The organism is Methylobacterium sp. AC315 (assembly GCF_979253755.1).
Genome location: NZ_CEEDEA010000010.1, coordinates 119,490 through 138,237, shown reverse-complemented (window position 1 = coordinate 138,237; position 18,748 = coordinate 119,490). Strand labels below are relative to the sequence as shown.

19 protein-coding genes are annotated in these 18,748 nt (G+C 67.5%); 8 read left to right on the top strand and 11 right to left on the bottom strand.

What is annotated here, in order from left to right:
* Positions 1 to 58: 58 nt before the first annotated feature.
* Positions 59 to 568 carry a DUF427 domain-containing protein gene (locus AC0IY0_RS17880; RefSeq protein ID WP_471764859.1) on the bottom strand — a complete coding sequence of 170 codons (510 nt, stop codon included), beginning with the start codon at positions 566 to 568 and terminating at the stop codon, positions 59 to 61.
* 119 nt (positions 569 to 687) lie between these two features.
* Between AC0IY0_RS17880 and otsB the strand changes: the two genes are divergently transcribed.
* Both otsB and AC0IY0_RS17870 read left to right on the top strand, forming a co-directional pair.
* The gene (otsB, locus tag AC0IY0_RS17875; protein WP_471764857.1) at positions 688 to 1,431 is read left to right on the top strand and encodes a trehalose-phosphatase; all 744 of its coding nucleotides are present in this window, start codon (positions 688 to 690) and stop codon (positions 1,429 to 1,431) included.
* A 102-nt stretch (positions 1,432 to 1,533) separates the two neighbouring features.
* The gene (locus AC0IY0_RS17870) at positions 1,534 to 2,520 is read left to right on the top strand and encodes a glucokinase (RefSeq protein WP_471764909.1); all 987 of its coding nucleotides are present in this window, start codon (positions 1,534 to 1,536) and stop codon (positions 2,518 to 2,520) included.
* Positions 2,521 to 2,568: 48 nt separating this feature from the next.
* On the opposite strand, the gene AC0IY0_RS17865 is transcribed toward AC0IY0_RS17870, so the two are convergent.
* On the bottom strand, positions 2,569 to 4,041 hold the full coding sequence (locus tag AC0IY0_RS17865; RefSeq protein WP_147906217.1) for an MFS transporter: 1,473 nt from the start codon (positions 4,039 to 4,041) through the stop codon (positions 2,569 to 2,571).
* A 189-nt stretch (positions 4,042 to 4,230) separates the two neighbouring features.
* Between AC0IY0_RS17865 and AC0IY0_RS17860 the strand changes: the two genes are divergently transcribed.
* From AC0IY0_RS17860 to AC0IY0_RS17850, 3 genes are all read left to right on the top strand, one after another.
* Positions 4,231 to 4,491, top strand: coding sequence for a hypothetical protein (locus tag AC0IY0_RS17860; protein WP_419830763.1), 261 nt, complete (start codon positions 4,231 to 4,233; stop codon positions 4,489 to 4,491).
* Positions 4,492 to 4,590: 99 nt separating this feature from the next.
* A complete protein-coding gene (locus AC0IY0_RS17855) occupies positions 4,591 to 5,532 on the top strand; it encodes a 2-hydroxyacid dehydrogenase (protein ID WP_471764855.1) in 942 nt (313 codons plus the stop codon).
* 256 nt (positions 5,533 to 5,788) lie between these two features.
* Positions 5,789 to 6,085, top strand: coding sequence for a c-type cytochrome (locus AC0IY0_RS17850; RefSeq protein ID WP_471764907.1), 297 nt, complete (start codon positions 5,789 to 5,791; stop codon positions 6,083 to 6,085).
* A gap of 551 nt (positions 6,086 to 6,636) precedes the next feature.
* Here AC0IY0_RS17850 and AC0IY0_RS17845 read toward each other — a convergent pair.
* Complete coding sequence (locus AC0IY0_RS17845) at positions 6,637 to 8,616, bottom strand: acyl CoA:acetate/3-ketoacid CoA transferase (RefSeq protein ID WP_419830761.1); 1,980 nt, start codon at positions 8,614 to 8,616, stop codon at positions 6,637 to 6,639.
* A gap of 370 nt (positions 8,617 to 8,986) precedes the next feature.
* The gene (locus AC0IY0_RS17840) at positions 8,987 to 9,181 is read right to left on the bottom strand and encodes an alpha-isopropylmalate synthase regulatory domain-containing protein (RefSeq protein WP_471764853.1); all 195 of its coding nucleotides are present in this window, start codon (positions 9,179 to 9,181) and stop codon (positions 8,987 to 8,989) included.
* A gap of 6 nt (positions 9,182 to 9,187) precedes the next feature.
* Between AC0IY0_RS17840 and AC0IY0_RS17835 the strand changes: the two genes are divergently transcribed.
* The 3 genes from AC0IY0_RS17835 (at position 9,188) to AC0IY0_RS17825 (ending at position 12,343) form a co-directional block, all read left to right on the top strand.
* Complete coding sequence (locus AC0IY0_RS17835; protein ID WP_246691999.1) at positions 9,188 to 9,358, top strand: helix-turn-helix domain-containing protein; 171 nt, start codon at positions 9,188 to 9,190, stop codon at positions 9,356 to 9,358.
* Between the two features lie 175 nt (positions 9,359 to 9,533).
* Entirely contained in the window at positions 9,534 to 11,477 is a 1,944-nt protein-coding gene (locus AC0IY0_RS17830; protein WP_471764851.1) for a cytochrome C oxidase Cbb3, read from the top strand.
* 20 nt (positions 11,478 to 11,497) lie between these two features.
* Complete coding sequence (locus AC0IY0_RS17825) at positions 11,498 to 12,343, top strand: oxidoreductase (RefSeq protein ID WP_471764849.1); 846 nt, start codon at positions 11,498 to 11,500, stop codon at positions 12,341 to 12,343.
* Between the two features lie 194 nt (positions 12,344 to 12,537).
* Here the strand turns inward: AC0IY0_RS17825 and AC0IY0_RS17820 are convergent, their stop codons facing one another.
* The 7 genes from AC0IY0_RS17820 to urtC form a co-directional block, all read right to left on the bottom strand.
* Positions 12,538 to 13,107 (bottom strand): ClpP family protease, encoded by a 570-nt coding sequence (locus AC0IY0_RS17820; protein WP_147937987.1) that lies wholly within the window; start codon positions 13,105 to 13,107, stop codon positions 12,538 to 12,540.
* 27 nt (positions 13,108 to 13,134) lie between these two features.
* Positions 13,135 to 14,190 carry an aliphatic amidase gene (locus AC0IY0_RS17815; protein WP_147906210.1) on the bottom strand — a complete coding sequence of 352 codons (1,056 nt, stop codon included), beginning with the start codon at positions 14,188 to 14,190 and terminating at the stop codon, positions 13,135 to 13,137.
* An 80-nt stretch (positions 14,191 to 14,270) separates the two neighbouring features.
* Positions 14,271 to 14,588 (bottom strand): FmdB family zinc ribbon protein, encoded by a 318-nt coding sequence (locus AC0IY0_RS17810; RefSeq protein ID WP_147906209.1) that lies wholly within the window; start codon positions 14,586 to 14,588, stop codon positions 14,271 to 14,273.
* 2 nt (positions 14,589 to 14,590) lie between these two features.
* Positions 14,591 to 15,820 (bottom strand): formamidase, encoded by a 1,230-nt coding sequence (gene fmdA / locus AC0IY0_RS17805; RefSeq protein WP_147906208.1) that lies wholly within the window; start codon positions 15,818 to 15,820, stop codon positions 14,591 to 14,593.
* A gap of 189 nt (positions 15,821 to 16,009) precedes the next feature.
* Positions 16,010 to 16,774 (bottom strand): urea ABC transporter ATP-binding subunit UrtE, encoded by a 765-nt coding sequence (urtE, locus tag AC0IY0_RS17800; RefSeq protein ID WP_471764847.1) that lies wholly within the window; start codon positions 16,772 to 16,774, stop codon positions 16,010 to 16,012.
* 2 nt (positions 16,775 to 16,776) lie between these two features.
* Entirely contained in the window at positions 16,777 to 17,562 is a 786-nt protein-coding gene (gene urtD / locus AC0IY0_RS17795) for an urea ABC transporter ATP-binding protein UrtD (RefSeq protein ID WP_147906206.1), read from the bottom strand.
* Between the two features lie 7 nt (positions 17,563 to 17,569).
* The gene (gene urtC, locus AC0IY0_RS17790) at positions 17,570 to 18,742 is read right to left on the bottom strand and encodes an urea ABC transporter permease subunit UrtC (RefSeq protein ID WP_147937991.1); all 1,173 of its coding nucleotides are present in this window, start codon (positions 18,740 to 18,742) and stop codon (positions 17,570 to 17,572) included.
* Positions 18,743 to 18,748 lie beyond the last annotated feature (6 nt).

Sequence of the window (18,748 nt, the reverse complement as noted above, 5' to 3'; positions counted from 1 at the left end):
GTCGTCTCCTCGGGCCGGTGCGGCTCGACCAGGAGGATAAAGCGCGGCTCCAGCGAGATCACCAGCCCATCGTGCCCGGGCCGCCCTTGAACGGGCCGACGATGCCGGGGGTGATCCAGCCGCCGTAGAAGGTTCCGGGCTGCGGCGTGACCCGAGCAGCGCCGACGAAGCAGGCATCCATCGGCAAGGCGTAGAACGCGACGTAGCCGGCGATCGCGTCGAAACCCGCCGTCGGATCGGGGTAGGACCACGCGGCGCTGGGCGCGAGACGGTCGCCGCCATGCACGTCGAACAGCACGGCTTGGCCCTTCCACTCGCAGATGCCGCCGCGGCGCGGCCCCGAGAGAGCGCCGGCCAGCACGTCGCCGGGCGGCAGGTAGTAGGTTGGAGGATGGGACGTCTCCAGCACCCGGTAGCCGGCGTCCGTCTGCGCGATCTTCATCCCGCCGAGCACCACCCGGAGCGTCTCCGTCACGCGCTCCAGCCGGGGCGGCCGCGGGTAATCCCAGACGCTCTGCTGGCCGGGCTGGATCGGATCGGGAACGGGGCGTGCGAGCGGGCGTGCCATGACGCCCCTTGCGTATATCGTATCCACATTGAACGCTAGGTTGAAGCTTCTCACCGTTCCGCGAACAGCCGCCTCGTGCTAGCCCGGGGCCGACATTCACGGCCCCGGGACCGACCGCGATGGACATCGCTCTCTTCCTCGACTTCGACGGCACCCTCGCGGAGATCGCCCCGCGGCCGGACGCGGTGCAGGTCGAGCCCGGACTGGTCGAGGCCCTGGAGCGGCTGCGCGACCGGCTCGGCGGGGCGCTCGCGATCGTCACCGGCCGGCCGGTCTCGGTGATCGACGGCTTCCTGGCACCCTCGCACCTTGATGCTGCCGGGCTTCACGGCGTCGAGCATCGGGTAGGCGGAGCGTTGTCGGGGGGGCAGGCGGAGGACCATCCGGAGCTGCGCCGTCAGGTCGAGCGCCTTCGTGCGGAGAGCCAGGCGCTCGCCGACGTCCTGATCGAGGACAAGGGCGCCTCGGTGGCGGTGCATTGGCGGCTGGCGAGCGCGGACGATGCCGGCCGGGCCGAGGCGCTGGTCAAGGACGCGGCCGCGTCGCTCGGGGGCGCCTACCGGCTCCAGCTCGGCAAGGCGGTGGGCGAGATCGTGCCGGCCCACGCCACCAAGGCCCATGCGATCCGCGCCTTCATGGAGCGATCCCCCTACGCGGGTCGCCGCCCGGTGTTCTTCGGCGACGACCGGACCGACGAGATCGCCTTCGAGTCCGTGAACGCGGATGGCGGCATCGCGGTCCGGGTCGGCGACGGCGACACCGTGGCCACCCGGCGCCTGCCCGACCCGGCCGCCGTCCGCGCCCTGCTGCGGGACTGGGCCGCGGGCGGCCGCATCGATCCCGAGGCCCTGCCGCCGGCCTGAACCCGCCCTATCATTCGCGGCGCGGCGGCAGGCACGCTGTCTGCCTCGCGGTGAGCCCGCCCAGGAAAAGGCTACGCGTCGATGTTCGAATTCCCGGTTCTCATCGGTGACATCGGGGGCACCAACGCCCGTTTCGGCCTGATCGCCGAGAAGGGTGCCGCGCCCCAGCTCCTCTCCCACGAAGCCACCGCCGAGCATCCCGATCCGTCCCACGCCATCAAGGCGGCGCTGGCCAAGAGCGGCGACGCTCTGCCGCCCCCGCGCTCGACCATCCTGGCGATGGGCGGACGGGTCGACGGGCCGGAGCCGCAGCTCACCAACGCGCACTGGCGGATCGGCGGCGAGCGCATCGCGAAGGATTTCGGGCTCTCCTCGGCGGTGGTGGTGAACGATTACGTGCCGGTCGCGGCCGGCGCGGCCGATATCGAGCCGCACGATCTCACGCCGGTCGGGCCCTGTCCGGCCGTGCCGGGCGGCGCCCGCGTCGTGCTCGGACCCGGCACCGGCTTCGGGGCGGCGGCCCTGGTGCCCTACGCCGCTCATCTGGCGATCGTCTCCACCGAGGCCGGGCATACCGATATCGGCCCGGCGGACGCGTTCGAGGAGAAGGTCTGGCACGCGTTGGAGCGCGTCGAGGGACGCGTGACCGTCGAGGCGGTGCTGTCAGGCCCGGGCTTGGCGCGGCTGCACGCGGCGGTGGCGCATGTCCGCACCGGCCGGCCGCACGACAAGATCGATCCGGCGGCGGTGACCGACGCCGGGCTGAACGCGTCGGACCCGCACGCCGCCGAGGCGCTGGAGCTGTTCGGCCGTCTGCTCGGCCGCGTCTGCGGCGACCTCGCCCTGACCTTCCTGGCCACCAGCGGCGTTTATATCGGCGGCGGCATCGCCCCCCGCATCGTCAAGGTTCTGGAGGAGAGCGGGTTTCGCAACGCGTTCGAGCGCAAGGCGCCCTTCGCCGCGATGATGCGCCAGATCCCGACCAGCGTCATCACGGTCCAGGATCCCGCCTTCCGGGGCCTGGCGGCCCTCGCCAATGAGGGAAGGCGTTTCGTCTACCACGGGCAGGTGTGGCGGAAGGAGGGTTGATCAAGCCCCGTCAGGCAGCCCTCCAGGCCACCTGACGGTCTTCGATGCTCAAGCCGCCGCGAGCGGCTTCGAGACGTCCTCCAGGGACTTGCCCTCCGCAGCCGTTCCCCAGACGCCGCCGACGATCGCGGCGATCAGCATGAGCGCGGCGCCGAGCCCGTAGCCGAACAGCACCCAGTCGCGGGAGCCGGTCTCGACCAGGCTGCCGAACAGGAGCGGGCCTGAGACGCCGCCGATGCCGGTGCCGACCGCGTAGAAGGCCGCGATGGCCAGTGCCCGGATCTCCAGCGGGAAGGTCTCGGAGACGGTCAGGTAGGCCGAGCTCGCCGCCGCCGAGGCGAAGAAGAACACGACCATCCAGGCCGCGGTCTGCCCCACCGGACCGACCACATCGAGCCGGAACAGCAGGCCAACGGCCACGAGCAGCACCGCCGAGATGCCGTAGGTGAACGCGATCATCTGGCGCCGGCCGATCGTGTCGAACAGCCGCCCGAGGAGCAGCGGGCCGAGGAACGAGCCGAGCGCGAACGGCAGCAGGTACCAGCCGACGCTGTTGCCCGGCACATCGTAGAACCGCTCCAGCACCAGTGCGTAGGTGAAGAACAGCGCGTTGTAGAAGAACGCCTGCGCGACCATCAGGGCGAGGCCGACCATCGTGGCCAGCCGGTTCGTCACGAACAGGGCCCGGAACACCTCCGACAGGGGGGTGTGGTCCCGGGTCCGGACCTTCATGCGCTTGCTCTCGTCCACCGGCGGCAGGGTGACGCCCTCGTCGGTGAAGCGCTTCTCGATACCGGTGACGACCCGGTCGGCCTCTGCGGCGTAGCCGTGGGTGGCGAGCCAGCGCGGGCTCTCGGGGATCCAGGTGCGTAGCAGCAGGATCACGAGGCCGATGGCGCCGCCGGTGAAGAACGCCACGCGCCAGCCCCAGGCCGGATCGATCACCTCGGGCCGCAGCAGCACGATCGACATGAACGAGCCGAGCGCGGCGCCGATCCAGAACGAGCCGTTGATGACCAGGTTGGTCCAGCCGCGGACCCGGGCCGGGACCAGCTCCTGGATGGTCGAATTGATCGCCGTGTACTCGCCGCCGATGCCCGCACCGGTGAAGAAGCGGAAGACGCAGAAGCTGGCGACGTTCCAGGACAGGCCCGTGGCCGCGGTGGCGACCAGGTAGAGGGCCAGGGTGATGAAAAACAGCTTCTTGCGGCCGATCCGGTCGGTCAGCCAGCCGAAGCCGAGCGCACCGGTCACGGCGCCGACGAGGTAGCAGGAGGCTGCCAGGCCGACGTCGAACTCCGAGAACGACATCGGCGGCTGGCGCAGGGCGCCCACCAGGGATCCGGCCAGCGTCACCTCGAGCCCGTCCAGGACCCAGGTGATGCCGAGCGCCACGATGACGAGCACGTGGAAGCGACCCCACGGCAGCCGGTCCAGGCGCGCGGAGATATCGGTGTCGATGACGCGTCCGATCTCCGCGCGCTCGGGTGTCCCGGCACCCCCCTCAACCTTGCTCGCCATGCTCGCGCATCCTCCCGACGGGTTCGTTTACCGTGCCTCAAGACCGGGTGTTTACCGCGACTCGACGCAGGTGTTGGGAACAGGTTGGGAATCGATTCGGTTCGATCCCGTCTTCACGCGTGATGGGCACAGGTGACGTGTCCACGCGGGTTCCCTGTCATGTTCGCTCCGTCACCTCGTTCCGGGCCCTTGCGCCGGTCCCGTTACGGCCTGCTTGCCGCCGTGACGGTGGCCGGGCTCGCCACCGTGCCCACGGAGGGCGCCGACCGCCATCTCGACAGGCCGAAACCGCGGATCGAGATGGCGGCGGCCGAGCGGTGGCGGTTGCGGCCCACCGAGGTTGCAGTGCCGATCACCACCGGCAGCCTGCGCAAGCGCATCGCGACCGCGATCCCCGAGGACCGCCGCAGCGTCCGCTTGGTCTACCCGGCGCTGATCGAGGCCCGCTGACGGCGGGGTGCCGCCGAGCTTGGCGATCGCGCTCCGGGCAGGCACAGCGGCTGCATCGCCCGGATCGGGCATGAGCCGAAATGTCGACGGAGGTCTGGGATGGCGGAGGTTGTCGCGCTGGTCGGCTGCAAGGGGCCCGACCAGGAGGCGGAGTACCTGCAGATCCTGTCGGCCGCGATGCCGGGTGAGCGGCTGGTTCCGTTCCGGCTGATGGCGGAGGCCGAGCGTGCGGCCGCGCGGGTCGCCATCGTGGCCAACCCCGATCCCGCGGAGGTCGCCGCCCTGCCGAGCCTGGTCTGGGTGCAGAGCCTGTGGGCCGGCGTGGAGAAGCTCGTCGGCGCCTTCGACCGGCCGCTCCCGATCGTCCGGCTGGTGGATCGCGAGATGGCCCGGGCCATGGCGGAGGCGGTGCTGGCCTGGACCCACTATCTCCAGCGCGACATGCCCACCTACGCGCGCCAGCAGCGCGAGCGGGTCTGGCGGCCGCACCCCTACCGCAAGCCCGCCGACACGGTGGTCGGCCTGCTCGGCCTCGGGGCGCTCGGCACCGCGGCGGCCGGGCGGCTCACCGGCGCGGGGTTCCCCGTCACCGGTTGGAGCCGGACGCCGAAGACCGTCCCGGGCATCGGCACGTTCCACGGTGGGGACGGCCTCGGGGCGATGCTCGGCGGCTGCGACATCCTCGTCTGCCTGGTGCCGCTGACGCCGGAGACGCGCGGCCTGGTGAACGATGCGCGGCTCGCGGCGCTCAAGCCCGGGGCGGCGCTGATCAACTTCGCCCGTGGCCCGATCGTGGTGACCGAGGACCTGATCGCCGCCCTCGATTCCGGTCACCTGTCGCACGCGGTGCTCGACGTGTTCGACACCGAGCCTCTGCCGGCCGGATCCCCGCTCTGGACCCATCCGGGCGTGACCGTGCTGCCGCACATCTCCGGCCCCACCGACATGGACTCGGCGGCCACCACGGTGGCGGCCAACCTGCGGGAATACCGCAGCACCGGTCATCCGCCGGAGGGCGTCGATGCGGGGCGAGGGTATTAGATCCTGAACCCGATCGCAGGAAAAGAGTGCGGTTCGCATCCGACACGTTTAGGTCGTTCAAGCATAACGTAGTCGATCTAGGAGCTTTCTCCTGCGATCATGCTTCCACGGAAGACGCCTTAAGTAGCTTCACATCAATTTGCATTCTATCGACAATTACAAGTTGACGGTAAAAACAGTGTGCCACAATTTTGCGGCCGCAATTTTTTCATAATGCTGTTGCACTAATTTTTTTTCGAACCGCATTCCGTTGGCAATGAGTGCAAATATTATGAATATATCGAGACCGGTTATTGCAGCGTTGCTGATAATACTTTTTGCATCGGCGACGTCCGTTGCTGATACTCGGAATGGCGAGCAAATTTTTCTAAATCGATGTGCTATATGTCACGGCAAAGACGTGCAAGGTACAGGCCCCTTAGCCAGTAAAAGCACTCCTGTCACTCCTGATCTCACAACGCCCCAGTTTAAGAAACGTCTAAGCAGCTATCCTGGTGTAATTGTATCATCAATAATACTGCGTCCCAATGGCGACCTAATTTCAAAAACATGACGGGAAAACAATGTGCGGATACCTGCTTTCTCATGGACGGTAAAAAATTTTCGCGACCTGAATGATTATCTGTCCGAAACGATCTCAAAAACAAAATGACTGTTGTGTCGCGTAACTTTTGAGTTCCGCGAAAAGGATTTTGAGTCCTGATAAGCCAAGGGGCCAGTCACAAGCAGAGCGGGTTGCCTTCAGGCATGAAAGCCAGATTTTTCAAGATGTTGGGCCGCGAGCCAGGACAGGGCGTCGAGCTGGTCCGCACTGCCCTTTTCCCGGGCGCATGCAGCGCCTGCGGAATGCGACCTGGGACCCAGCACAGGACGGCACGCAGCGTCCGTTTCATCAACTTCTGCCGCTGGCGCGGCACTTCGTGTGCTGGGTCCCGGATCAGGTTCCGCTTCGCTTCACCTGTCCGGGAAAGAGGGGGGGCGCGTGACCTGCTCGGGAGGGTCGATCCCACGACGCGCATCTGGCGAGACGCCTTGAATGGGCTGGCATGAAAGCCTCGTCTGAAAAGCAGTGGCCGGCTTTCGAGATGAGCTCCCATCACTGCCCTACGCGGCCGAGGCGACCGCCGGAGAGATCCGCTTGCGCGCCTTCGAGTCGGTGGTGCCCAGGAAGGCCTGGGCCTCTTCCTTGCGCTCGAACACGTGGGGGGCGACGCCGCGTCGGGTCAGCGCCTCCTCCATTTTCAGGCGCAGGAACGCGCTGGTGACGTAGCGCGTCGTGGTCGCGTAGTAGTTCGCCTGGAGATACTGGATCATCCCGGCATAGTCGTCGATCAGGTTCTCGTTGAGCCGGAAACCGTCGTGGTTGATCACGGCGTTGACCCGCTGGCCGGCCTTGCGGCAGGCCCCGACGATGCTCATGCGCAACTCGTCCATGTCGCTCTTCACCCGGCAGTACCAGCCTTCCAGGTTGATGAAGAGGATGTTGCGCTCGCCGTCGTAGCTGATGCGCGAGGACAGATCGAGGTTGAGCAGATCGGAGAGCAGTTCCATCGGTTCGTCGCGGAAGATGCGCGGGTCCATGAGCACAGGATTGCGCACCACCGGCTTGAAATCCATGTGGGCGAGGATGTCGCGCTCGATGTCGATGCCGGGCGCGACCTCGATCAGCTCCAGGCCGTCGGCAGTCAGCTGGAACACGCAGCGCTCGGTGACGTAGAGGACCGGCTGCGAGCGTTCCACCGCGTAGGGGCCCGAGAAGGTGTTCTGCTGGACCCGGGTGACGAACTTGCGCGCCCGGCCCTCGCTGACGATCCGGACCACGCCGTCGTCCACCGCGATCTCCAGCCCGCCCGCCGTGAAGGTGCCGGCGAACACCACGGTGCGGGCGTTCTGCGAGATGTTGATGAAGCCGCCGCAGCCGTTGAGCTTGCCGCCGAACTTCGACGTGTTGACGTTGCCGGCCTCGTCGCACTCGGCCATGCCCAGGCAGGTCATGTCGAGGCCGCCGCCGTCGTAGAAGTCGAACATCTGGTTCTGGTCGATGATGCAGTCGGCGTTGGTGGCAGCCCCGAAGCTGGAGCCTGAGGCCAGCACGCCGCCGACCGCCCCGGCCTCGGTGGTGAGGGTGATGTAGGGGGTGATCTTCTCCTCGTTGGCCACCGACGAGATGCCCTCCGGCGCGCCGACCCCAAGATTGACCACGCCGTTCGGCGGCAGCTCGAAGGCGGCCCGGCGGGCGATGATCTTGCGCTCGTTGAGCGGCATCCGCTTGATGCCGGTGACGGGCACGCGGATCTCGCCGGCGAGCGCGGCGTCGTGCATGACGCCGTAGTTCATGCGGTGCATCTCGGGCTCGGCCACCACGACGCAGTCGACCAGGATGCCGGGCACGCGCACGTCCTTGGGCAGCAGGTAGCCGTCCTCGACGATCCGCTCGACCTGGGCGATGACGATGCCGCCGTTGTTGCGCGCCGCCATGGCCTGGGCCAGGCAATCCAGCGTCAGCGCCTCCTTCTCGTAGGAGAGGTTGCCCGACGGATCGGCCGAGGTGGCGCGGATGAAGGCCACGTCGATCTTGGTGGCGGTGTAGAACAGCCACTCCTCGCCATCGACCTCGACCAGCTTGACGATGTCCTCCGTGGTCAGCGTGTTGACCTTCGCGCCGCCGTGGCGCGGATCGACGTAGGTCTGCAGGCCGACCTTCGAGAACAGGCCGGGCTGGCCCGCGGCGCAGGCCCGGTAGAGCTGCGAGATCACTCCCTGGGGCAGGTTATAGCCGCGGATCAGGTTGTTCTGCGCAGCCTGCGCGACCTTCGGCATCCGGCCGAAATTGGCGGCGATGACCCGCGCGAGCAGGCCGTCATGATGCAGGCGTCCGGTGCCGAGGCCTTTGCTGTCGCCCGCTCCGGCGGTCATGATCAGGGTCAGGCCGCGCGGCGAGCCGGTCTCGACGAAGCGCTTCTCCAGCGCCGCGTGCAGCGCCTCCGGGATGCAGCTCTGGACGAAGCCCGTGGTGGTCACGACGTCGTTCACGCGGATCAGCGCGATCGCCTCGTCCGCCGTGATGACCTTGTTCTTCTTCATGAAGCCCACGATCCTCCCTCCGGCCCGGATGTCCGGACGGCGTGTGCGCCGTCCGTCTCCGAGTCTGTTAGCGGCCGGCGACGCAGAGCCCGCAGGGTTCAGCGCATTGTCGACCAAATTTCTGACCGTCAGCACTGTTGCGCCGCATCAAAGATTTGCGGCATTGCAGTAAAAACAAGCCCGTGACGTCATGCTAACGCATAATGACCCGGACGTGCTGCTGAAAAAGTCTTTGGCGTAGGGTCAGAAAAATTGTGTGACCGCATTGCCCACCCTGATGGGGTGATGCTTTTGGGCTCCTGGCGAGCCGGTCGGACTGGTATGTCCCGCCTCGAACCCGGCTTGAGATGCGCGCCGCGACGGCGCAGCCTTATCGGCCGGGCGGTGCGGTCGCACTCGCCGCACTCAACACGGCTTTCACGGTCGCGGTCGCCACGTCGCTGTCGATCGCCACGCCGAACACCGGGCTGCCGTCCGCGAGGGTGCATTCGAGATAGGCCGCCGCCTGCGCATCCGAACCACGCCGGAGCGCATGCTCCGAATAATCCACCACTGGTGCCAGCAAGCCCGGATGCTCCACGCCCTGCCGCTGCTGGCGGAGGGCCGGGCCATCCTCTCGGTCGCGCTGGATTGCGGCTACGACAGTCCGAGCGCCTTCGCGGCCGTATTCCGACGCTCCTTCGGGCGTCCGCCGGGCGCGTACTTCCGGCCGCCGCCTGTGGAGAGCGTCGACCGGGGTTGATCGCGACGTCGCGGATCAGGCCGATGGGCGGTTCTGACGCCGCCTCCGCTGGCGAGAACGTGACACCCGGGCGCGCCCGCCTGGGTGAACCTCGGCTGCGGACGCCCGTTGATCGCCGGCCGCCGATCCCCGCACACCCGCGGGGCGGATCGGCCACGGATATCGAAGACCGTTCATGGGTTGGCCTCGCCGTATCCTCCTCACCGCCGGGCTCGCGACCGTCGCGGCCGGTGTCACGATCAGTTTCGGGCGCTTCAGCTACGCGCCGATGCCCGACAGGGCCGACCTGCTCAACCCCGATCGCTATCCGATCCAGACCGCCTTCGACGTCCTCGGACGCCGGGTCTCGCGTGCGGAGGCGGACCGCCTCAACGGCACCGAGGCCGGCCGGAAGGAACTCTCGGCCAGCAACGGCGCCGTGGCGATCGATCCCGCCATGGTCGAGCGCGGGCGGCAGGCGTTCTACCAGGAGACGTTCGGCAACGAGGTCTTCCTCACCGACGTGATGGGCATGCTCGACGGCGGCCTGACGCCCACCGCGGTTGCCCTGGCGGTGGCCAAGCTCCGCGGGCAGGGCACCACGAACCTGCAGGTCGCCATGGCGCGAGACATGCGCGTCGGCGACCGCACCTACCGCAAGGGCGAGCTGCTCCCAACCGGGCTCGACGTGCCGAAGGGCGGCGCGTTCATCATCGGGATCAAGACCTTCTCGGACCAGGGCCATCTGCGCATGGGCATCACCTGCGCGCTCTGCCATGCCGCGGTCGATCCCGGCACCGGCAAGGTCGTCGAGGGGGCGCCCAACACCGACCTCAATGCCGGGCTGCTGATGGCGCTGGCCAAGAACTCGTCCGCCTACTTCATGCATGCCAGCGTGAACCAGGCCGATCCCCCGCAGGCGGGCTCGGCCGGAGCCGGCCCGGCCCTGCCGGATGCCGAGGCCGTCGAGGCCGCCACCAAGGTTCAGGTCGCGAGCTGGCCGCCGGGCAGCTTCGATTCCTCGGCCGACCGGGTGACCAACCCGACCTCGATCCCGTCGAGCTTCTCGGCCTACGGCGAGCCCTACAGCTGGAGCGGACGGGAAGCCGTCGGTCCCTTCGGCGGGCTGTCCTCGCTGAACAACAACGTTCACGCGGCCAACTCCGATACGACCCAGCTTGCCGCAGCCGCGCCGTGGCTGTTCGGCATGGATGCGGAAACCTACCTCGGCATCGTCCTGCGCGGCGCGGCCACCGCGTCCTTCCGGTACACGGCCGGCGAATCACGCAAGCCTTCGGAGGTGCTGCGCAGCGTCGACCCGACGCCGGCCTCGCCCGGGCTCAACAGCTACGCGGTGCTGCCGACTTATCCGGCGACCAACTACGTCACGGACAACGGCCTGTTCACCTCGGTGCCGGGTGAGCCGGTCAACCACGCCAACAACGCCATGTCGGCGTTCCAGAACCTGCTGCGCCCGCCGGCCGCACAGCAGGATCCCGCCGCCGTAAAGGCCGGGCGCGCCGTGTTCGACCAGGCCGGCTGCGGCGCCTGCCATTCGGGCCCGGCGCTGACCAACCACCGCGTCATCCCGATTGCGGAGATCGGCACCGAACCGACCCGGGCCAGGGCCGGGGCCAAGATGGAGGCGCGGCTCTCGCCTCCCAGCCTGTTCGCCACCGACACGCCGTTCCCGCTGCCGGCCGATCCGGCGATCGTTCCGGTGCCGCTCGCCGGCGACAAGCTCGCCCAAGTCCAGCTCGCCTGGGGTCAGGGGGGAACCGAAGGCGGCTACAAGGTTCCGAACCTCGTCGGCCTGGCCTGGACGGCGCCTTACCTGCACGATTCCGGGATCGCCGTCGGACCCGATCCGGCGACGCAGCTTGGCGTTCCGGGCACGGTGTACCGCGGCATCGCTCCCGATCCTTCGAATAGTCTTCGTGCTCTGATCGACCGTGATTTGCGGGCTCAGGTGATAGCCGCGAACAAATCCTCGGATACGGCGCGCATCGCACGCGTTACCGGCGAAGGACACGCGTATTGGGCCGATGTCGGCTCCGGCGTCTCGCGGCAGGAGCAGGACACACTGATTGCCTACCTGCTGTCGATCGACACCCTGACCAAGCCGGCGGCGACGCCCTGATCAGAACGGGACACACCAGCATGCCGAACACCCAACCGGTCTGGTTCATCACCGGCTGTTCCACCGGCTTCGGCCGGGAACTCGCCAAGCTGGTCATCGCACGGGGCTGGCCGGCGGTGGTGACGGCCCGCGACCGGGCCAAGGTCGCCGACCTCGCGGAGGGCGCGGCGGACCGGGTCCTGGCGCTTTCCCTGGACGTCACCGATCCGGCGCAGATCACCCAGGCGGTCGCGGAGACGACCCAAACGTTCGGGCGGATCGACGTCTTGGTCAACAACGCCGGCTACGGCTACCAATCCTCGGTCGAGGAGGGCGAGGAGGACAAGATCCGAGCCCAGTTCGACGCCAACGTGTTCGGCCTGTTCGCCCTGACCCGGGCGGTGCTGCCGGTGATGCGGGCGCAGCGCTCCGGCCACGTGCTCAACGTGACTTCGGTTGCGGGCTTCGTCGGCTTCCCGGCCTCGGGCTATTACGCCGCCACAAAGCACGCCGTGGAGGGGTTCTCCGACGCGCTCAGCGCCGAGGCCGGCCCGCTCGGCATCCGGGTCACCTGCATCGAGCCGGGCCCGTTCCGCACCGACTGGGCCGGGCGCTCCCTGATCCAGACCCCCAACACAATCCCGGACTACGCCGAGACCGCAGGCGCCCGCCTCAAGGCCACGGCCGAGAAGAGCGGCACCCAGGCCGGCGACCCGGTCCGGGCCGGCGAGGCAATGATCCGGGTGACCGAAATCGACAACCCGCCGCGCCACCTCGTCCTAGGCGCCTGGGGTTACGAGGCGGTCACGACCCGGCTGAAGCAGCGGATCGCGGAGATCGAGGCGTGGCGCGAGACGAGCTTGGGGGCGGATTACCCGGAGGGCTGAGCGCTCTTGCGGCTACAGCATCGCGTTCGCACGAGGTTCGGTACGGCTTCGGGACGGATCGCTCATTCCACGCTGTCATCGCGCATCGAGCGAGGCGATGACGGTGCTGGCCGTGACGGGCACACCGATGAGCATACCCGTCCCGCGGCCCCGATCAGCGTCTCTGCCTCAGCGCAAGGTCGGCGACACGTCCCTCAGATTACCGCCTCGATCAGCCCCCGCGACCGCGCCTCGTCCGCCTCGAGGTACCAATTGGCCGGCGCCTTCTCCAGCACCTCGTCGAGGCTCACGTCCGAGCCCCGGATGAGATTGGAGAAGCCCTCGTTCTGGATCACGATCGAGCACTCGATCTCGTGGAGCGTCGCCTTCACGGAGGCGACGCAGGTGGTGAGCGGGCCCTGGACCTGGAGCTGCTTGTTCATCTTGCGCTCGTGAATCATCAGCCGCGTGCCCCGGGTGAGGTAGCGGTTGGGCCGGGCGAAGAAGCTCATGACGGTCGTGCCGGCCGAGTAGATCGCGGCCTTGCCGAGGAAGACGAAGCGCCGGTCCGGGCTCATCTCGGTGTGGTAGCGGATGTCCTCGCCCATCATCCGGGCGACCTCCGGGTCGCCGCCGAGGGTGGAGAGCTCGACAACCACGATCTGCCGGTCGCCGGCCTCGGCGAACTGACGGCGGAAATCCTTGTACATGTCGTAGTCGACCGGGCCCGACAGCAGCACCGCGGGGCTGCGGAACGCGGTCGGGCCGAGGGGCGTGGTATCCATGGGGGCCTGTGATCCGTTCCTGTGGTCTCAGCGCACCGGGTCGGGTGCGCCCTCGCCCTTGCCGACGAACGGGATGCCCGCGATCGGGCATTCCTCGGTGCCGACAGAGTGCCGGGTAATGGCCCGAACGGCGTCGCGGGTTCCGTCGGGATCCTCGATCCAGCGCCGGTAGAACTCGTAGGGGCATTCCGACAGGCCGTGCCGGTTCTCCTTGGAGTTGATCATGCCGGTATAGCCGCGGTGGAGCAGCTTGAAGAGGTGGTTCTCGGACTGACCGTGGGCGCGAGAGTCCCGGATCAGGAACTTCGACAGGGCGGCGTACTGGATGCCCATTTCCTCCTCGCCGCACTCGCCGAGCGTGCGGCCGTCGAAGCCGATGACCGCCGAGTGGCCGAAATAGCTGTAGACGCCGTCGAAACCAGCGGCATTGGCTACCGCAACGTAGGTGTTGTTGGCGAATGCCATCGCCTTCGACATCAGGATCTGCTGCTCCTTCGCCGGGTACATGTAGCCCTGGCAGCGGATGATCAGCTCGGCGCCCCGCATGGCGCAGTCGCGCCAGATCTCGGGATAATTGCCGTCGTCGCAGATGATCAGGCTGATCTTGAGGCCCTTCGGCCCGTCCGAGACGTAGGTGCGGTCGCCGGGATACCAACCCTCGATCGGCGTCCACGGCATGATCTTGCGGTACGTCTGTACGATCTCGCCCTGGTCGTTCATCAGGATCAGGGTGTTGTAGGGGGCCTTGTTCGGGTGTTCCTCGTGGCGCTCGCCGGTCAGCGAAAACACGCCCCAGACCTTGGCTTCCCGGCAGGCGGCGGCGAACACCTCGGTTTCGGCCCCCGGTACGGACGAGGCGGTCTCGTACATCTCGGCGGCGTCGTACATGATGCCGTGGGTCGAGTATTCGGGGAAGATCACGAGGTCGAGCCCGGGTAGGCCGGTCTTCATGCCGACGATCATCTTGCCGATCGCCTTCGCGTTCTCCAGCACCTCGGCGCGGGTATGAAGGCGGGGCATCTTGTAGTTCACGACGGCGACGCCGACGCTGTCCTGGCTGGACGAGATGTCTCCGTGCATCATGGCGTGGGTTCCTCCGATGATGGTTGCGGCGAGGTGCGCCGTTTCCCTCCCCCGCACAGGGGGGGAGGGTCGTCGGTGGTTCAGTGGCTGATCATCCAGGGGCGCGCGGACGGAAAACTCTTGGCCGCGGCGCGGGCCGAGGCCGTCTTCTTCGGAGTGCAGCAGCCGCAGCCGGCGCCGTGGCCCGACGAGCGCCGCGGCGCATGGCGGCTGCGCTCGTTGGTGGCGTGGGCCGCCTTGAGCCCCGCATCCATGCCGGAGATCCGCGGCGCGGTGAGAAAGGCCCGGCCGCAGGCTTCCCCGCAATCCGGGCAGGCGTGCGGATCCTTGAACTCCGCCATCGGCCGCATGGCGGTGAACGGCCCGCAGGCCGCGCAGGCGTATTCGTAGACCGGCATGATCAGAGATCCGGCGAGAGCGGCATCTGGATCGAGCCGTCGAGGAACTTCGTCGGCCCGTCGGCACCGGGATTGATGTCGAACTCGAAGATCTTGGTCGGAATCCACAGGGTCGCGCAGGCGTTCGGGATATCGACGACCCCGGAGATGTGCCCCTGGACCGGTGCCGTGCCGAGGATCGAGTAGGCCTGTGCGCCCGAGTAGCCGAACTTCTTGAGGTACTCGATCGCGTTGAGGCAGGCCTGGCGATAGGCGATGTGAACATCCAAATAATGCTGGCCGCCGTGCTCGTCGACGGAGATGCCCTCGAAGATCAGGTGGTCGTCGTATTTTGGCGTGATCGGCGACGGCTTGAAGATCGGGTTCCGGATCCCGTACTTGGCCATGCCGTCCTTGATCAGCTCGACCTTGAGATGCACCCAGCCGGCCATCTCGATGGCGCCGCAGAAAGTGATCTCGCCGTCGCCCTGGCTGAAATGCAGGTCGCCCATCGAGAGGCCGGCGCCCGGCACGTAGACCGGGAAGTAGATCTTAGAGCCGCGCGAGAGATCCTTGATGTCGCAATTGCCACCGTGCTCCCGGGGCGGGACCGTACGGGCGCCCGTGGCGGCGGCCGCGTCCTTCGCCTCGCCCTTCAGCCGGCCCATATGGGCGGTCGGGCCGAAGGGCAGGGTGGCGAGCGCCGGCACGCGCTCCGGGTTGGTGTCGTAGAGCGCCTTCTCCCGGGTGTTCCAGGTCTCCAGCATCTTCGGATCGGGCAGGCAGCCGATCAGCCCGGGATGGATCAGCCCGGGGAAGCGAACGCCCGGCACGTGGCGGGACTTGGTGAACAGGCCCTCGAAGTCCCAGATCGACTTCTGCGCCTGGGGGAAGTGCTCGTCCAGGAAGCCGCCGCCGTTCTTCTTGGAGAAGAACCCGTTGAAGCCCCACTGGCTCTCGGGCTTGGCGCCGATGTCGAGCAGGTCCACCACCAGCAGGTCGCCCGGCTCGGCGCCCTCGACGCCGATCGGGCCGGACAGGAAGTGGACGATCGACAGGTCGATGTCGCGCACGTCGTCGGCGGAATCGTTGTTCTTGATGAAGCCGCCGGTCCAATCGTAGGTCTCGACGATGAAGTCGTCGCCCGGCTTGACCGTGGCGACCATCGGGATGTCGGGGTGCCACCGATTGTGCACCATGTCGTTGTCATAGGCCGATTGCGTGAGATCGACCTTGATCAGCGTCTCGGGCATTTTTTGCGACTCCCTGTTGCGATCTCGAGTGCCGAATTGCTTTGCCGGCCGCGGCCGAGCTTCCCCGCTCGACGCGCTCTTCTCCCCCGCGCGGAGGGAAGGAGGTGGGGGTGGTTCAGGCCGTACCGTTGCGTTTCATCCGGCATCGCCCCCACCCCTGACCCCTCCCCCAGGGGAGGGGAAAGTGCCTCACACCGACAGGAACCGGGCGACCTGCGCCTCGTCGATGCCGGCCCGCGGTGCTTCGTGCACGATGGCGCCGTTCTCCATGACGATGACCCGGTCGGCGACATCGAGGGCGAAGCTCAGTACCTGCTCGGAGACCACGATGGAGAGGCCGCGGTCGTCGCGGATCTTCTTCAGGGTCCGGCCCATCTCGCGGATGATCGAGGGCTGGATGCCCTCCGTGGGTTCGTCCAGGAGCAGAACCTTCGGCCGGCTGGCGAGCGCGCGGGCGATGGCGAGCTGCTGCTGCTGGCCGCCCGACAGGTTGCCGCCGCGCCGGCCCTTCATTTCGAGCAGCACCGGGAACATGTCGTAGAGGTCCTGCGGCACCTTGCGGGTGCCCGTCACCGTCAGGCCGGTCTCGATGTTCTCCTGGACCGTCATGGTCGAGAAGATCATCCGGCCCTGCGGCACGTAGGCGAGGCCCTGGGCAACCCGGGCGTGGCTCTTGAGTGCGACGACATCCGTTTCGCCGACCTGGATCGATCCGGATTTCACCGGCACGAGACCCATCAGGGTCTTCATCAGGGTGGTCTTGCCCATGCCGTTGCGGCCCATCACGGCGACGATCTCGCCCGGCGCCACCGAGAAGCTCAGCCCGTGCAGGACCTCGCTCTGGCCGTAGGCGGCGTGAAGGTCGTGGACGGCGAGGGCCGGGGCCACATCGGGAATCGCGACGTGCGGAGGCGCCTTGACCAGGGGCGGGTGCGCGGTCTGGAGCGAGCCCATCGTCAATGTCCCAGATACACTTCGATGACCTTCGGGTCGTTCTTGACCCGCTCCATCGAGCCTTCGGACAGCACCTTGCCCTGGTGCAGCACGGTCACCCGGTGGGCGATGTCCTCGACGAACTTCATGTCGTGCTCGATCACCAGGACCGAGCGGCCCTTGATGATCTGGTTGAGCAGCTCGGCGGTCTTGATCCGCTCGCCGACGCTCATCCCGGCCACCGGCTCGTCGAGCATCAGCAGTTCCGGGTCCTGGATCAGCAGCATGCCGATCTCGAGCCACTGCTTCTGGCCGTGGCTCAGGAACTCGGCCCGCTCCTTGAGCTGGTCCTTCAGGAAGATCGTCTCGGCGATCTCGTGGATCCGGTCGCGGACCTCGGCGTCCCGCTTGAAGGTGAGGGCGCCGAACACCGTGCGCCCGCGGGGAAACGAGATCTCCAGGTTCTCGAACACCGTCAGGTCGTCGTAGATCGACGGCGTCTGGAACTTGCGGCCGACTCCGGCCTGCACGATCGCGCTCTCGGTGAGCTTGGTCAGCTCCTGGCCCTTGTACTTGATCGATCCGGCGCTGGCCCGGGTGCGCCCGCAGATCAGGTCGAGCACCGTGGTCTTGCCGGCGCCGTTCGGGCCGATGATCACCCGGATCTCGTCCGGGTCGACGTAGAACGACACGTCGTTGACCGCCTTGAAGCCGTCGAACGAGACGGTCAGCGCCTCGACGGCGAGGAGGTATTCGGGCGGCGCCGCGTCGGCGCCGACCACGGGGGAGGAGAGGATCGCGGCGTTCATGACATCCTCACTCGGCCGGAGCGCCGTGGGGCGGGACGATGGTGGTCTCGGGCGGGCGCAGGCCCTTCACCCTCCGGGTCAGGCGGGGCTCGATCTGCTCGCGCCAGATGCCGGCCAGACCGTTCGGGAAGGCGAGCACCACTGCGATGAACAGGGCGCCGAGGCCGAACAGCCAGAGGTCGGGGAAGCTCTCGGAGAAGCTGGTCTTGGCCCAGTTCACCAGCAGCGTGCCCCAGACCGCGCCGAACAGGGACAGGCGCCCGCCGACCGCGGCGTAGATCACCATCTCGATCGACGGCACGATGCCGACGAAGGACGGCGACATGAACCCGACCTGCAGGGTGAACATCGCCCCGCCGATCGCCGCGAAGCCGGCCGCCAGGCAGAAGGCGAAGACCTTGAAGCCCGCCACCGAGTAGCCGGAGAACCGGACCCGGTCCTCCTTGTCGCGCATGGCGACCAGGATGCGGCCGAGCTTCGATTTCTTCACGTACTGCGCCGCCAGGATGCAGGCGAGCAGCAGTCCGCCGTTGACGAAGTACAGGATCACCTTGGCGTGGTCGGTGCGGATGTCCCAGCCATGAAGGGTGCGCAGGTCGGTGATGCCGTTGATGCCGCCGGTGTAGCCCTGCTGGCCGACGATCAGGATCGTCAGGATCGCGGCGATGGCCTGGGTGATGATCGCGAAGTAGGTGCCGCCGACCCGACGCTTGAACATCGCGTAGGAGATGACCAGCGCGAACAGGACCGGGACCGCCACCACCAGGATCACGGTCAGCGGCAGGCTTTTGAACGGCTGCCAGAACCAGGGGAGGGCGGTGATCTGGTTCCAGTCCATGAAGTCCGGGATACCCGGCGTCGATTGGATTTTCGTATTCGCGACGCTTGATGCTTCCAGCTTCAGGTACATCGCCATGCAGTACCCGCCCAAGCCAAAGAAGACGCCCTGGCCTAAGGACAAGATACCGGCATAGCCCCAGCAGATCACCAGCCCGAGGGCCACGAAGGCGTAGGTGAGGTACTTGCCGACGAGGTTGAGGCGGAACCCGTCGAGGGCCAGCGGCAGGACCACCAGGATCACCCCGGCGAGCAGAGCCAAGCTCAGCCACTCCACCGGCTTCATGAACGGGTTGTCGTTGACGGTGACCGACTTGGTCAGGGTCTGGACCGGATTCGTCATCTCGAA